We start from the raw sequence: 15,002 nt of genomic DNA on the forward strand, positions 1-15,002 counted from the left end.
TTCGATGCCGCCTATGGGGGCTGGGAGATAGAAGGGGAGCCCTACACGCACAAGGACGGCACCAAGTTCGATTGGTTCCGTTCACACATGCTCGGCGGTCGCACGAACCACTGGGGGCGGATATCGCTCCGTTTCGGCCCGGACGACTTCAAGCACAAGAGCATCGATGGGCATGGGGATGACTGGCCCATCAGCTATGACGATGTAAAGCCCTATTACGACAAGGTGGACAAGCTGATCGGGGTGTTCGGCACCAACGAGGGGCTCCGCAACGACCCTGACGGATTCTTCCTTCCCCCGCCAAAACCAAGATTGCACGAGCTGTTCTACATCAAGGGGGCGAAGAAGTCCGGGGTGCCGGTGTACCCCTCACGGATGTCGATGCTCACCAAGCGTATCAACAACGAGCGCGGGGTGTGCTTCTATTGCGGACAGTGCTCAAGGGCCTGTCAGGTGTATGCGGACTTTTCGGCAGGTACCTGCCTGATCTTCCCAGCGCAGAAGAGCCGTGGCCAGGTGGACCTGTTCGTGAACTGTATGGTGAGGGAGGTCACCGTGGACAGCGAAGGGCGTGCCACGGGCGTGTCCTATATCAACAAGGAGGACCGCAAGGAATACAAGCTCAAGGGCAGGGTAGTGGTGCTCGGAGCCTCGGCCTGTAGCACGGCCCGCATCCTGTTGAACTCCAAGAGCCCACAGCACCCCAACGGACTGGGCAACAGCAGCGACCATGTGGGCAAATACCTGCACGACTCCACGGGCGGTGACCTGATGGCCTTCGTGCCCGACCTGATGAACCGCAAGGTGTCCTACAACGAGGACGGGGTGGGCGGTATGCACGTCTATTCCCCCTGGTGGGGCGACAACTCCAAGTTGGACTTTCCCCGGGGCTACCACATCGAGATATGGGGCGGCATGGGGATGCCCGGCTATGGTTTCGGTTTCAACGTGAACGAGTTCAACAAGTTCTTCGGGACAAAAGTGGGCGGCTATGGGGACATCCTCAGGAGCGATGCCAAGAAATACTACGGGGCGGTGGTGGGCCTCAGCGGGAGGGGGGAATCCATCGCCCTGAAGGACAACTACTGCGAGATCGACCCTGCGGTGGTGGACGAATGGGGGATTCCCGTATTGCGCTTCCACTACAAATGGTCGGACAACGAACGTAAGCAGGCCAAGCACATGCAGGACTCCTTCGAGGAGATCCTGACCAACATGGGCGGTGAGGTGATCGGTGGCAAGGCAGGAAAGGAACGGGACTATGGACTCCACGCTCCCGGTCGGATCATCCACGAGGTGGGCACCACCCGAATGGGGGACGACCCAAAGACCTCGGTGACCAACAGGTACCAACAGTTGCACGACGTGGACAATGTCTTTGTGGTGGACGCCGGGGTGTTCACCTCGCAGGCGGACAAGAACTGTACCTGGACCATATTGGCGCTCTCGTGGAGGGCCTCGGAATACATAGTGGAGCAATTGAAACAACAAAACCTGTAAGGAAATGGACAGAAGGAAGAGTCTGAAATCGATAGTATTGGGGTCCGTGGCCGGAGGATTGGCCATACATGGCTGCAGGCCGGAGCCCACAGTTCCTGAAGTAGGGGCACAAGAGGTCCCTATGCTGAAGTGGCGGACGCCGAAGGAGAACGAACAGCTGGCCGAACTGCATGCAGAGCAGTTTTTCAATCCCCATGAGGCGGAGACCCTCACGGTGCTGTGTGACCTGATATTGCCCGGCAGCGAGGAATATAAAAGTGCCTCGGATGCAGATGTGGTATCTTTCATAGAGTTCATGGCCAAGGACATGCCAACGATGCAGGTGGACCTTCGCGGTGGCCTGATGTGGCTTGACCACAGGAGCAACCTGGACCATGGGGTTGAGTTCAAGGCGGCCACCAAAGAACAGCAGAAGGCCATATTGGACACCATTGCGTATTATGACCCGGAGGTGCCGGGCAACGAGCGGCCCTTTGAAGTGAACTTCTTCTCCATGGTAAGGAACCTGACCATGACAGGGTTCTACACCTCGAAGATCGGGATAGAGGAGCTGGGCTACAAAGGGAACATGCCCAATGTGTGGGACGGGGTGCCGGACGATGTACTGGAACAGCACGGGGTGTCCTATGACCCGGAGTGGCTGGCCAAGTGCGTGGACCAAAGCAAGCGCAACATCGTGGCCGAATGGGACGAGAACGGAAATTTGATTACTTGATCGAAAGGAATGACTGAGACTTCTTCGAGGGCACCTGTGCAATGGGCACCACGGAGAGGATTTGAGTTAGTTTAGTTAATTCGGAGCGGGCCTCTTTTAAGGGGTTCGCTTTTTTTATACGGATGTCCCTTATTGATTGAGTGGTATAGAAAAACCCTGGTTCCATTGAAATGAAGATGGATTTTGATGTCATGCACCCGAATGTGGAATACGTTATCTTTCTGATAGCGTGTATATATAATTGGAGAGCAAGGCGAATAATATTATATTGCGGTTAAACGAATTGAATGAGACTTCAATTTTTTCTGCTTTGTCTGATTGTTGCATCATGTGCAAAGCCAACCCAGAACCAGGGTGAAAGGTTATATGCTACCCATTGTGCCAGCTGCCATACAGTTCCTAAAATAGACCATTTGACCAAAGAACTTTGGGAGAATTCAATTTTGCCGGACATGGGTGCCCGAATGGGAATTCAAGACCCAAGCTATGACCCCTATAAAGGATATACTTACGCAGAGCAATATGAAATGAAACAGTCAGGGATATATAGCCTTAGGCCCACAATTTCCCAAGAAGATTGGATAAAGCTAAAGGACTATATCTTGGCAAATGCACCAGATGAACTTCCAAGTATACCCAAAAATCCATCAACAAAGATCTTGGAACAATTCGAATTTAAACCCATATCCATAGATAGTGTTCCGGGCGCGGCAATTTCCTTTCTGGGGTATGATCAGGACAGCCAGAATATTTTGATCGGGAATTTGGATGGGAGCGTAAACACATTCGATTATTTGCAGGGCACATCCCAGAACATTTTTAGGGCACAAAGTGCTGTGACCGCATTTAACCCAACAGATTTTGGCGACATTGTTACCGCTGTGGGGATTTTGAACCCTTCAGAGCAAAAAGAGGGGGCTTTGTTGCTAAGGAAGGGAGAAGCCGCGGATACTTTGGTGACTGGGCTCCATAGGCCAGTGCATAGCTTGGTGCATGACTTCAATAAGGATGGGAATTCAGAAATCGTTGTTTGCGAGTTTGGCCATTTGACAGGGGAGCTTTCCCTATTACAAAAAGATTCCATCGGCATTTACCAAAAGAGAACACTGATACAGAGTCCAGGATCAATGCGGTCCATTGTAAGGGATCTGGATGGTGATGGAAAGGATGATATTGTGTTCATGAAGGCACAGGGAGATGAGGCTATTATGGTACTTTACCAAAAAGATGATTTGACCTTCAGTGCCAATACGTTATTGCGATTCAGCCCTTTGATGGGCACCAGTTGGTTTGAAATGATGGATTTTGATGGCGATGGAGATGAGGATATTATCACCGTGCATGGCGACAATGCCGATAAGACCCAAATACTAAAGCCTTACCATGGGTTGCGGATTCACTTGAACAACGGTAAAAATGAATTTGAAGAATCATTTTTCTATCCCATGTATGGTGCCACCAGAAGTGAAACTTTTGATTATGATGGAGATGGGGATTTGGATATAGCGCTTGTTTCTACATTTCCCGACTATGGGGACAGACCTGTGAAATCTTTTGTCTATCTCGAAAACACAGGCGCAGATGGGTTTGGTTTTACCGAGAGGGTATTCCCAGGTCAAATTGATGGCAAATGGTTTTTGATGAAGGCAGCGGACGTTGATGCCGATGGAGACCAGGATATTATACTAAGTACCTTTACTTATTATTTTAGCCCGATTCCCAAGGACCTGTCCCAAAAATGGAGTGGATCTTTGACCGATATGATGGTTCTGGAAAATACCTTGAAATAGTTCCTAATTCAGGTATGAATCATTCATTTTTGGAAAATACCAGCAGTTTGCCCTTATTTTGTGTCACCACAACATAGGGTGCCCCCCCCCCTGCTTTCTCGACCAATATCATGTCCTTTGCATCTCCAGGGACCTTAAAACCACTGTCTTCGGCATTTTTAAATTCAAAACCACCCTTTTTATTTCCAAGTAGCACCCCACCATTAAAGGCATCGTAGCGACCTATGAACACTTCATTGCCAAAATCATTGCCGATCATCAGCACATTTGCGAAAGCGTCCCCACCTGATGGTGTTGTGATCATACATTTTATGGGTGCCGACTGTGTTTGCCAGGGAAGTTCACCCATACTGAACTGCCCATTTCCATTATTGATGAAATAGCTGGTTTGGTCATGGTTTGCTGCCAGTTCAAAGGTTTCTTCCAGCTCTTCCGGCGTAAAGAGATCATTTTTGTTCGCATTGGCGTATTCCTTAAAGTAGTCAAACTTTTTTCGGAACAATGGACTCTGTCCTATCAGGTCCCCCCAGAAATTTACGGGATAGGAAGTAAAGGTCGAATCTTCAAAACTTTCCCTGAAGTAGGCAAAAAGGATGGGGTCACTAGATCCATTTTTGTCAAAATCCTTCACCAGCATGGTCACGGGTCTTTCTGTTGTGGGACGATAAAAGTTGTTGGCGCCCAAGTTTCCTGCTATGATATCCATATCCCCGTCCCCGTCAAAATCTTCGACCAAAACGCACTCCCACCAACCTGATAGTTGATGGATACCTGTATCTTCGACACGTTGGAAGGCTTCCTTCCTGTTCATGAAAATGGTAATGGGCATGAACTCGCCGACCAATATCAGGTCCTTTAGGTTGTCTCCATCCAGATCGGCCCATTTGGCATCAGTTACCATTCCAGGGCTTCTGAGATCCTTGCAATAGGTTTCCGTCACATCGATAAGAATACCTTTTTCATTTTTCAACAGATAGCTCTTTTCGGGCGTGGGATATTGTGAAAAAGGCGTGCGGCCACCTACGAACAGGTCCGTATAGCCGTCCCCATCAAAATCTTCTGCCCTGACCACCGATCCACTTGCATTTATTTTGGGCATTTTATCTGTTGAAAGCGTAAAATTTCCCTTGCCATTGTTGATCATCAACCGATCGGTATAGTAAGGGGATTCCAAGTCAAACTCATTGCTACCGGAAACCAAATACATATCCAGATCACCATCGTTATCCAAGTCAAAAAGCGCAATGCTCGTTTCCTCATGCCCTTTGTTCTTGTCGTCCAGAAACAAGGGAGTGCTGGTAAACGATCCAGAGGATTCTTGGAAGAAAATCATGGGGGAGTATCCAGATGAGCTACCGATGATAAAGTCTTCATGGCCATCACCATTGATGTCCCCTTTGGTAATGCAAGGACCGTTCTGTGTGAGTTTGTGGGGGAGTGTACGCTGTACATTGAAATCGACCTTGTCTTCTTCCTCGTGCACATAATCAATTCCAAGTTGATCGGAAACCTCTTTATAGACTGGTTTGGATTCCTTTGGAACAAGGGGAAATGCCAGTTGTTGGGAACTTGGCGAAACGGCCTCCCCATAATTGATGGTTAGGATTTGGTTGCTTGGAATGTCCTTTAAAGATTGAAATTTCCCATCGGGCCATAATATCTCAATGGAGGTCATGGTCTGGTGGGCACCCAAACCAAAATGGGCCATTCCCTGGACGGTGGATAAGTAGCCCCTATTTAACTGATGTTCATAATATTGAAAACTTCCGTCGGAAAACCTGATCGCGACCTTGGTGCCCAAGCCTGCCCGATTGGAGGCTGGACCTTTTAGGTCCAACTGGACAAAGTTGTTCTGCCCCTTGTTCCTGGTCTCTGAATTATTCTTGAACAGAAATGCCTCATCGTTGATATTGTTCACTATATAGTCCAAATCACCATCACCATCAAGGTCGGCAAAGGCTGCACCATTTGAAAACGAGGGAATGTTCAACCCCCATGTTTTTCCGACATCCCTAAACTGTCCGTTTCCTTCATTTTTATAGGCATAGTTGGGTATTTTGACCACAGGTATGGAATCCAAAATCTGGGAAGGGCGAAGGTATTTGCGCACGTTGAAGTGAAATTCACCAAAATCAAGATCGGTGATATCCCGTGGAAAACCATTGGTGATTAATAGGTCCTTGAGCCCATCGTTATCGGCATCCACAAAGAGGGGGGACCAACTCCAGTCCGTTTTGGCGATTCCGGCCATTAACCCGATTTCACTGAAGGGCATATTGGGACCTTGGCCCATTTGGAGCATGTTCCTCATGTATTGGTAGTCGTACCCAAACTTATCGTTCATATAATAATCGTTGTAGCGACTTTCCTTGATCGTGGTCTTTAGCCTGTAATTTGTTTCACCCAACATGTCAAGGGTAACAATGTCGAGAAAACCGTCATTGTTAAAGTCGGCGATGTCGGAGCCCATCGAGAATTTGCTCTGATGCTTGACGAATTGGCTTATTTTATCCGTAAACGTACCGTCCCCATTGTTGATGTACAGGATATCATTGCTCAGGTAATCATTACTCACATAAATATCTGGCCAGCCGTCATAATTCAGGTCGGAAACTGCAACGCCAAGGCCATAACCTTCTATGGTGATGCCTGCTTCCATGGTAACGTCCGTGAAGGTATTGTCTCCATTGTTCCTATATAGACGGTCATTGCTCAATGATGTACCGTCGGTTATCTTCTCCCTGTAATTTGCGGGCAGCACATGTATGTCCACGTTGTTGAGCACGTAAAGATCCAGAAAACCATCTTTGTTGTAGTCAATAAAGGCCGCGTTCATACTGTTTCCGGTATCTGCAATACCATATTCCTTGGCCATTTCCTTGAATTTTGGAATACCATTTTCATCAATTCCCTGGTTCACGAACAGGATATTGGCTTTTTCTTCCGGCGTAGCATACATCGCTGCACAGATATAGATGTCAAGGAGGGAATCGTTGTTGATATCAATCACGGCAACGCCTGTTTTCCATTTGTCGCTTGCTTCCACACCGGAAATTTCAGTGACGTCATCAAATTCGAGATTACCTTGGTTGAGGTACAGCTTATTGGTCACTTGATTTCCCGTAAAGAAAAGATCTGGTCTTCCATCATTATTAAAGTCACCAACGGCCACCCCTCCGCCATTGAAGATGTATTCACTGGTAAGGATGTTGAAGCTATCGGTCTCAACAATTTGGTTGTTGAATGTGATACCCGAATGATTTGAGGAAACCTTTGAGAACAAAGTATCTTCTTTTCTCTTTGAGCAAGAAATAATCAGTAATAAGGCTAGTGCAATTAAAATATGATTTTTATTCACTGTGCTGAAGTTTTTACGGGTTGACCAATTTTTGATATAATGCTTTTGGTTGCATGCTGCAGAACAATCGTTTATCCAATACAATCGGATTCACTTTCATTTGATGGCGATACCCAAGAATTAAAATTACAAATTCAAATACAGCATTTTACCCCTTGATGGTTAACAATCTACTAATAATGATTAATTTTTAATTAATGCGATCCATCTATAATCAAAATAGGCTGCCAATATAAACTGGCAACCTATCTTACTTAAATCAAAATTAAACTAACTCAAGCTATTATACATTCTTAATATCCTTCATTTTGTGTCAATACACCACCACTTTGGTCTATTGCGTTGACTGGTATTGGGAACAAATCGTGTTTGGGTTGATAGGTGCCAAATTTTGAACCATACCCAGATTGATCAAAATCCTCACCCTCATTTTGGATATAGGTATTGATGGTTTGCATAGCAACGCCCCATCTTCTGAGATCAAACAGACGGTGTCCCTCCATGCCCAACTCTAAACGGCGCTCAAAGCGTACAGCTTGTCTGGCATAGTCTTGATTGGGAAAGGAAGCATAGGGCTCAATTTGGTAATTGGCAGCATCCCCTGTATCATCCACGGTTTGCACATAAGTCATGTTCTTGGCCCTATTGCGGACCCGGTTCACATAATCCAATGCCAATGGAAGGTCTGGAGCAGCTTTTTCCACAGCGGCCTCAGCGGCCATTAGCAACACATCCGCGAACCGCATTACATTATAATTGATGCCCGACCAGTCGGAGCCCCAACCACCGGTTCCTCGGTTGGCATCTACCTCACCCGCTTGATACATGTTCTTTTTGGGAAGGTAAGGCCCGGAAATATCACCGAAAGATGCCCTGATCCATTCTTTTCCAGGGTTTAAGCCAAAACCATTATAATCGATTCCCCTTCTACCAACAGTATAGTCCAGTCTGGGATCAAGTGGTCCGGCATGTGGTGTAAAGGGAGCATCACTGTTAATGCCATAATCGTTTTCGACATCGGTTGCAGCATAGGAATCCAGTAATGGGAGTCCTGAACCGTCAGTTTGGAAGGCATTCACCAAGTCATGGGTAGGTTGGTAAAAACCACAGCAAGTGCCCAAAGGCCCACCACCGGGGAAATTCAAGGTACCAGCTCCATTTCCATTGAAAGAACGACCGGTATCCGAAGAAAACTGGATGGCGAACATGGATTCGGGACCATTTTCTCCTGCGAAATTAAAGTTGTTCACAAATTCCTCGTTCAATGAGTAAGGACCGTTATTGATCACATCATTGAATAAAGGTAGGGCTTCATCATATTTTTCTTGGTACAGGTAAACCTTCCCTAAAAAGGCTTTGGCAACCCAACTATTAGCCCGTCCTACTATGATTTCGTCCCCGAGCTTTTCGATGGCCGCTTGAAAATCTGCTTCAATTTCTGTCCAGATTGGGCCAGGGTTTGGTTGATTAAATTCTTGGTTCACCAAATTTTCAACGGAAATGAAAGGCACATTGCCCCAAAATTTTTGGAGTTCAAAATTGAAATACCCTCTTAGGAAAAGTGCCTCACCCTCTTGTTGGGTAAAATCCCCATCAGGAATTTGACTGATAAGGTCAAGAACAGCGTTACATCGGTTCACTCCTCCGAAAATGGCACTCCATCTGCCCAAGAACCAGTTGTTTCCTGTCTGCCAGTCCAAGGTCTCGACATTGAACAGAGCCGTATTATCTCCGTCCTCACTTCCACGATGGGCATCGTCTGAGACCACATCGGCCCACCAGTTATCCCCACCTGCGGCAACACCTTCCCCTTGTCGATTGATGCGCTCGCCATCCATGGCAGAATAAGCGGCCGTCAGTTTAAGGTCCACACCTGTCGCATTTTGGAGGGCTTCATCGGAAAGCGCACCAGTTGCTGCCTTCTCTGTGAAATCTTCACTACAGGTCCATAATAGAATACCTGCCAGTATTGTTGAATATATTACTTTCTTTTTCATTCTTTAAAATTTTAAATTGATCCCGAAGGAGTAAATTGAAGCTAAAGGATAGTTGTTGTCCGAGACCCCAATGGTGAGGTTGTCGATGGCCCCATTGTCCAAAAATCTTGGCTGTAGCTCAGGATCGACACCGTCATAACCAGTTATGGTAAATAGATTGGTGCCCTGCAGGTATAACCGTACACTGTCCATGCCCAGCATACTGGACACTTGTTGATTGAAAGTATATCCGATTTGTAGGTTTTTTAGCCTCATATAGGAACCATCTTCGACAAAGAAGGAGTTTGCCGAGCCTTCATTGTTTGTAATGCTCTGGCTCAAAGCAGGCAATTCGGCATCCAAATTGTTTGGTGTCCATGAATCCAGTACCCTTACACTTCTGTTGGCATCAAAGAAAGTAGGAAAGTCGGTATATACCTTATCGTTGTTGAATATTTCGTTTCCTTGGGAACCTTGGAAGAAGGCGGACATATCGAAGCCCTTATACCCCAATGTGATGTTTACCCCATAGGTGAAATCGGGGTGAGGCGAACCGATAAAGGTCCTATCGTCATCGTTGATTACGCCATCATCGTTCAAATCCCTGTACCGGAACCTTCCGACTCCATCTGCATCGGTGTCGAACCCTTGGTCTGGCGCACTGGCTACTTCGGATTCTGAAGCAAAAATCCCATCCACTATTCTACCGTAGAAGGAAGAAATAGGTTGTCCTTCCTGTGTCCTTGTGACCGTTCCGGTTGTTCTAAAACCGCCAAAACCAGTTTGGAAGGCACTGATCAGATCAACAACCTCATTTTTATAGCTGGAGAAATTGATATCGATACCATAACTAAAACCAGAATCGGTCTGATCGGAATAACTTAGAGTGGCATCCACTCCTTTATTCTCAATGGAACCAAGGTTTACATAGGGAGGGGTAGCATCAATTGAGGTTGAACTGAACAGACTTCCATCCTGATTGATCAGGTCTTTTGTGGTAATCGTAAAATATTCCGCAGCGAGATTCAATCTATTGTCAAAGAAGCCCAATTCAACACCAAAGTTGGTAGTTTCACTGGTTTCCCACTTCAGGTTTGGATTTCCGGCCGCTGACAGAATTGCTCCTTGTGTGGCTCCACCGCTACCATTGAACACATAGTTTCCATATTGCTCACTCAAAACTGAGATATTGATGGTAGGGTTGTCCACTGGCAGTGTTTGATTGCCCAATTGACCCCAGGATCCTTTGAATTTCAATCTACTGACAAAACTGTCATCGGGCCAGAAGGCTTCGTTGCTCACAACCCACCCCGCACTGAAGGATGGGAAAATATCACTTTTATTGTCCCCCACAAATCTCGATGACTCATCGCGTCTTACAGTCGCTGTCAAGAGGTAACGGCCATCATAGTCATAATTGGCGGTCCCAAACAAGGAATACAGGGAAGATGCATTGTCATAGGCATATGCAACATTTGCAGCACCACCTCCATTACTCAATAGATAGTAATCAGGTGTTTCAAAGAAATAACCTGTCCTTGAAATTTCCTTGCCTTTACCGTGCACTTCCAACGCTTCTATACCTACCAATGCGTTGATATTATGATTGCCGAATGACTTGTTGTAGCTCAATGTGTTGGTCCAAACCCATTCGTAAGTATCTTGATCGGCCTCGGTCAACGTGTTTGTTGCTATAGGTTCGGGAGATTCGGGTATCAATGCCCTAAAACGCCTGTCGTTATAGGCCCTTATGGAGCCACCGAGGGAAGTCTTGAACTGAAGGCCATCCAAAATGTCCAACGTGGCATAAATGTCACCGAACACCCTAAAGGTTTTTCTGAAATCATCAGCTTGTCGAGTAGCTTCAGCCACAGGGTTATTGGGGTTGGCAAGGCCATTGGAATTGCTGTAGCTACCCGCAAAGTTGCCCTCTACATCATAAACAGGGACCAAAGGAGACATCCTAGTGGCAAAGTTGTACCACGATTGTCCTCCACTTCTTCGGTCAAAAGAAATATTGGCATGTTGCCCAATCTTGATTTTTTCTCCAATTTTAAATTCAGAGTTCAATCTTGCAGAACCCCTTTTAAAGCCTGTATGGATTTGGATGCCTTGGCGGTTCAAATACCCTGCGGAAAAAAGGAATTTCGATTTTTCGTTACCATTTTCCAGAGTAATGGAAGCATTTTGGGTAATCGCCGTTCTGTTGATCTCATCCAACCAATCTGTTCCGTTTGGTCTTACATTCATGGTCACAGGAACATCTCCCTGTATCGTTGAAGGGACGACTGGATTTGCACCGTTTCCATATTGGGGATGGGAGGGCGTACCCCCATCGTTCAAAATACTTTGCCAGATCATTTGTCCATGCTGTTGTGGGTTCAACAATTCGGGCAAGTTGGTCGCGACGGAAAACCCTGTGTACATATCCAGCGAAACTCTTGCTCTATCTAGATTGTAGCCCCCCGTCTTGGTGGTGATGATGACAACACCGTTGGATGCACGGGCACCATAAATAGCTGCAGCCCCATCCTTCAAAACGTTCATTTGTTGGATATCCGCTGGATTTATGGAGTTTAGGATGCCAGGATCGTCTGTTTGTACCCCATCAATGATATAGAGGGGGTCGTTACTGTTACCAGTACCATAACCCCTAATACGTACCACTGGTGAGGCACCTGGAGATCCGTTGTTTGTAATGGTGACCCCGGACACCCTGCCTTGGAGGGCTTCGGCAGCATTCACAATAGGTGTCTTGGTGGCTTCTGAAACATCCACAGTGCCGACAGAACCCGTCAACTCACCTCTTGTTTGGGTGCCATAACCAGTAACCACCACTTCATCGAGGGCAGCGGCATCTTCTTCCATAGCGACATCTACGGTAGAGTTCCCATTGATAGGCACTTCAATGGTCCTAAATCCCACATACGAAAAAATTAAGGTAGCATCGGAGGCAGCAGTGATGGTGTATTTTCCATCAAAATCTGTTTGCGTACCGTTAGTGGTACCTTTTACAATAACGTTGGTGCCAGGTAAAAGGTTACCAAGATTGTCCACAACCGTACCCGTTACAGTTATCTGATAGGGAGCTGTGGTTCCATCCAAGTTTGGGGTCGCGGACAAAGCGGATTCCCACATCAATAGCAATGCAATTGGCAAAAGAAAGGCTGGAAACGTTTTGATGGAATCGGCCCATTTTGCCAAAATCTGATTTTTGTTTTGATTCATAAGTTTAGTTTATTTAGTTTGATTGTAACTGTGCATGTTATCTCAATCAAAGAACAATATTAGTTAAAATTATCAAAAAATTAACACGTATTGTTAATGGATTTAAAAAATAGGCTTAAAAAATGATCAATATGATATTCTGAAGAAATGTTTAGACCACACTTTGCGGTGGCTGGGACTAAATGGGGGCAAAATTTGACCACATAAGTGTTATTTGTTTTTTAACAATAAAGTCACTTATTGTTTTTTATGTAACAAAAAAGTAAGGGAGTAGCAGGTTTTTCTTATTACGGTTTGGTGTCGAAAACCTTTTCAGGTGCTTGGGATTCTATTGTAAAAATACAGTCAAGCCGTGTAATCGATAGCTCTAGAATTTTCATCCATGAAGAAGAGAGAAATGTGCCAGACCCTTAAGGCTCCTTAAGATGAAGTTTGGTTATGTTGGGGCGTGTACAAAATTTAGGTGGTTTTGAAGGCATTTCACCTTCACTTTTTTGGTTGGGTTGAGCGCCCCCACCTTTTCTATACAATATTTTTAGGAGCAGTTATTTTTCCTCTGGGGTCGTATAGGTAACAAGATCGATACCGATACCATTGGGGTCGACGATGGCAAAGTGCCTGTCGCCCCATGGCTCGTTCCGCAGCTCTATTTCCATTGCCACCCCTTTTTGTTTCAGTTCACTGTAGAGCCCATCCACGTCATCTACCTCAATGGTGAGGTACATTCCCTGTCCCTTAAAAGGTTTTTGGAATATTGGTTTTTGGGAGGGGTGGTCGGGAAGTAAAAAGCTAAGCTGGGCTTCCCCGTTGGGTGTGTGCAATAAAATATAGAATTCGTTTTCAAAGCTTACGCCAAAGTTTAGTATCTCGGTATAGAACTTCTTGGTCTCTTCCATCTTTTCGGTAATTATTCCTGCATTTAGCTTCATGGCACCTGTTTTTTTGTTGGATTGCTGTGATAGGGCAACGGTGCATACCATTACCCCGATAAAGAAAATTGCTTTTTTCATGGTTTAATGTTTATATCCAAAGGTATTGTCAAGTATTGATGGGATATTGAATAAATCGGACAACTTATTTAAAGGCCGTTGCTGGTGTAACACCGTAGAAGTTTTTGAAATCCCTAATGAAGTGGGCTTGGTCCGAATAGCCACTGTCATAGAATACTTTATTGGTTCTAAGGTTTTGCACCGTTAGTTGTGCTCTAAGTACGTTTTGAAATTGGATGACTTTGCTGAACGTTTTTGGAGAGGTTCCAATGTAATAATCAAAGAGCCGGCGCAATTGCCTTGGACTTATCCCTGTGTCCAAATCCCGTTCAATCTTCAAAATCCCTTGATTCTGAAGAATTAAGTGCAAGGCACCATAAAGCCTATTGTCCATATGCAGCTCGGTATTGGAGACCACTTCTGCCAAATAAGCATTGAGCGGAACCACTATTTGGGGCAGTTCCATATCGGCAGTGATCTTGTTTTTGATAAATTTTGCCAGTTCCGGGACAATTTGATCCAGTTCAAAGGCATTGTTGCTAAGCTTCTTGGCACTGATATGGAACAGTTGGGGAAACATGGTCGGGTAAAACCGTATACCGACATAATTGAAAGTATCGGCCAATGGAAACTCAGTATATTTTTGACAAAATCCCATGATAAAACTCTTCCCCGTCTCTGCCATGTCAAAAAAAATGTCGATGCACCCATCGGCGACCACTCTATAGGTGAACTGCTGCCCCAAGGGCCTGATCGTCCTAAGCTGCCAAAAACAATATACCATGTCACTTAGGGTCTGTTTCGGTTTTATTTCCCTATAGGATACATCATCATCCGATGGGCCAATAGTGGGCTGCAAGGGTCTGTAGAGGTTTTTTATGATAGTGAGCTCATCCATAACGATCGTATTGTCAAATTAAAATAATTGCCGGAGACCAAGCAGATTTTTGCCGTTTTGGTTATTGGTTTTCCTTGATAAAGAACCCGAAAGGAGCTGCTGTTTGAAATTACCAAGGACTATGATAAAACGGATATGGGAACCCGCCTTTACAACCTGATCAATTTATAATTCTGCGAATAGGCCATCAGGGCCACCCATGCTGCAATGGCAACGATCAAAACAAGCCCCGTTACCGAAATGGTATTGTACAACAAGGGTACGGACAATATACTGGACAATACCCAAAGCCGATCTATCCAGATGATATGAACGACCTGTTTTGGCCTAATGGGCTTTTGATACGCTTGATGGATTACGAACAAGGCGAATACGATCAGAAAGATTCCGGTGATGCGGAAAGGGACCTGTGTATCGACTGCAAAGAGCCCGGCCGCAAAATTTGAAAAGATTACCAATTGCAGCCCGGTCAAACCAGAACTGATGGCATTGATTTTTAAAATGTTGGATAATGAGAACATGATAAATAATGTTAAAGGTTATGTGCC

Annotated in this window: 9 protein-coding genes; 3 read left to right on the forward strand and 6 right to left on the reverse strand. The window is 45.7% G+C overall.

All coding sequences use genetic code 11. The features are described from left to right. The 3 genes from D2V93_RS07930 to D2V93_RS07940 all read left to right on the forward strand — a co-directional run. Positions 1-1,500 (forward strand): GMC oxidoreductase (locus D2V93_RS07930; protein ID WP_147377386.1); only part of this gene is annotated, 1,500 nt, incomplete at its 5' end. Between the two features lie 4 nt (positions 1,501-1,504). After that, a complete protein-coding gene (locus D2V93_RS07935; RefSeq protein ID WP_119619066.1) occupies positions 1,505-2,215 on the forward strand; it encodes a gluconate 2-dehydrogenase subunit 3 family protein in 711 nt (236 codons plus the stop codon). Positions 2,216-2,628: 413 nt separating this feature from the next. Beyond that, positions 2,629-4,005 (forward strand): FG-GAP repeat domain-containing protein, encoded by a 1,377-nt coding sequence (locus D2V93_RS07940; RefSeq protein WP_182849968.1) that lies wholly within the window; start codon positions 2,629-2,631, stop codon positions 4,003-4,005. Positions 4,006-4,024: 19 nt separating this feature from the next. On the opposite strand, the gene D2V93_RS07945 is transcribed toward D2V93_RS07940, so the two are convergent. The 6 genes from D2V93_RS07945 to D2V93_RS07970 all read right to left on the reverse strand — a co-directional run bounded on the left by D2V93_RS07945 (position 4,025) and on the right by D2V93_RS07970 (position 14,975). Then, entirely contained in the window at positions 4,025-7,288 is a 3,264-nt protein-coding gene (locus tag D2V93_RS07945; RefSeq protein ID WP_245978143.1) for a VCBS repeat-containing protein, read from the reverse strand. Between the two features lie 368 nt (positions 7,289-7,656). Further along, positions 7,657-9,360: a RagB/SusD family nutrient uptake outer membrane protein gene (locus tag D2V93_RS07950; protein ID WP_119619085.1), complete on the reverse strand. Its 1,704-nt coding sequence runs from the start codon at positions 9,358-9,360 to the stop codon at positions 7,657-7,659. Between the two features lie 3 nt (positions 9,361-9,363). Then, a complete protein-coding gene (locus D2V93_RS07955) occupies positions 9,364-12,567 on the reverse strand; it encodes a SusC/RagA family TonB-linked outer membrane protein (protein WP_119619086.1) in 3,204 nt (1,067 codons plus the stop codon). 545 nt (positions 12,568-13,112) lie between these two features. After that, a complete protein-coding gene (locus D2V93_RS07960; protein ID WP_119619327.1) occupies positions 13,113-13,496 on the reverse strand; it encodes a VOC family protein in 384 nt (127 codons plus the stop codon). Between the two features lie 145 nt (positions 13,497-13,641). Then, complete coding sequence (locus tag D2V93_RS07965; RefSeq protein ID WP_119619087.1) at positions 13,642-14,454, reverse strand: AraC family transcriptional regulator; 813 nt, start codon at positions 14,452-14,454, stop codon at positions 13,642-13,644. Positions 14,455-14,603: 149 nt separating this feature from the next. After that, complete coding sequence (locus D2V93_RS07970; RefSeq protein WP_119619088.1) at positions 14,604-14,975, reverse strand: hypothetical protein; 372 nt, start codon at positions 14,973-14,975, stop codon at positions 14,604-14,606. Positions 14,976-15,002 lie beyond the last annotated feature (27 nt).

This window comes from Flagellimonas taeanensis, assembly GCF_003584105.1.
In the GTDB taxonomy this organism is placed as follows: Bacteria; Bacteroidota; Bacteroidia; order Flavobacteriales; family Flavobacteriaceae; genus Flagellimonas; species Flagellimonas taeanensis.

What these genes read in the sequence shown, in the direction of transcription:
- D2V93_RS07935 (WP_119619066.1), top strand. Translation starts at nt 1,505, where the DNA reads ATGGACAGAAGGAAGAGTCTGAAATCGATAGTATTGGGGTCCGTGGCC.
- D2V93_RS07950 (WP_119619085.1), bottom strand. Translation starts at nt 9,360, where the DNA reads ATGAAAAAGAAAGTAATATATTCAACAATACTGGCAGGTATTCTATTA.
- D2V93_RS07955 (WP_119619086.1), bottom strand. Translation starts at nt 12,567, where the DNA reads ATGAATCAAAACAAAAATCAGATTTTGGCAAAATGGGCCGATTCCATC.
- D2V93_RS07960 (WP_119619327.1), bottom strand. Translation starts at nt 13,496, where the DNA reads ATGAAGCTAAATGCAGGAATAATTACCGAAAAGATGGAAGAGACCAAG.
- D2V93_RS07965 (WP_119619087.1), bottom strand. Translation starts at nt 14,454, where the DNA reads ATGGATGAGCTCACTATCATAAAAAACCTCTACAGACCCTTGCAGCCC.
- D2V93_RS07970 (WP_119619088.1), bottom strand. Translation starts at nt 14,975, where the DNA reads ATGTTCTCATTATCCAACATTTTAAAAATCAATGCCATCAGTTCTGGT.